The sequence below is a fragment of the Salipiger sp. HF18 genome (assembly GCF_011806505.1).
GTDB classification, from domain to species: domain Bacteria; phylum Pseudomonadota; class Alphaproteobacteria; order Rhodobacterales; family Rhodobacteraceae; genus Salipiger; species Salipiger thiooxidans.
Genome location: NZ_JAATOS010000944.1, coordinates 1 through 684, shown reverse-complemented (window position 1 = coordinate 684; position 684 = coordinate 1). Strand labels below are relative to the sequence as shown.

Annotated in this window: 1 protein-coding gene and 1 pseudogene; both read left to right on the top strand. The window is 68.6% G+C overall.

Going from position 1 to position 684, the window contains the following annotated elements:
- On the top strand, positions 1 to 499 hold a 499-nt coding region (locus tag HC022_RS28165; protein ID WP_167454556.1), incomplete at its 5' end, for a paraquat-inducible protein A.
- Positions 466 to 684: pseudogene (locus tag HC022_RS28160) on the top strand (paraquat-inducible protein A); the annotation flags it as partial. The gene HC022_RS28165 and the pseudogene HC022_RS28160, both read left to right, overlap by 34 nt.

The window sequence follows — 684 nt, the reverse complement described above, 5'->3', positions numbered from 1 at the left end:
CCAGACCGCGATGACCCGCATCATCATGCTGGCGGTGTCTGCGATGATCCTGATGATCGCCGCGATCTTCTTCCCGTTCCTCGAGCTCGAGGCGGCGGGGCGGATGCACCGCTCGTCGCTGCTCGACACGGTGCTGGCCTTCTCGAGCGGGCTCACCGCGCCGCTGACCATCGCCATGGCCTCGCTGATCGTCGTGGTGCCGATGATCCGCTTCGGGGCGCTGATCTACGTGATGGCGCCGATGGCCTTCGGTCATGCGCCCGCGCGCCACGCCGAGGTGGTGTTCCGCGTGGCCGAGAGCCTGCGGCCCTGGGCCATGGCCGAGATCTTCGTGGTCGGCGTCGCCGTGGCGCTCGTCAAGGTGGCGGGCATGGCGCATATCTTCATCGGGCCTGCCTTCTGGGCCTTCGTGGCGCTGGTCATCGTGACCGTGCTGAAAGACAACTTCATGAGCAGGGTGACCCTATGGAAGACGCTGGAGCACCGGCGCCCATCCTGACCGCGAAGGCGGCGGGGCTGGTGGGCTGCACCCAATGCGGGCGCGTTCACCGCCCCGGCGTCGCCCGCTGCACCCGCTGCGGTGCCCGCCTGCAGAGCCGTGACGTCACGAGCCTGCAGCGGGTCTGGGCGTGGCTCTTCGCCGGGCTGGTGGTCTACATCCCCGCCAACATCTACCCCATGCTG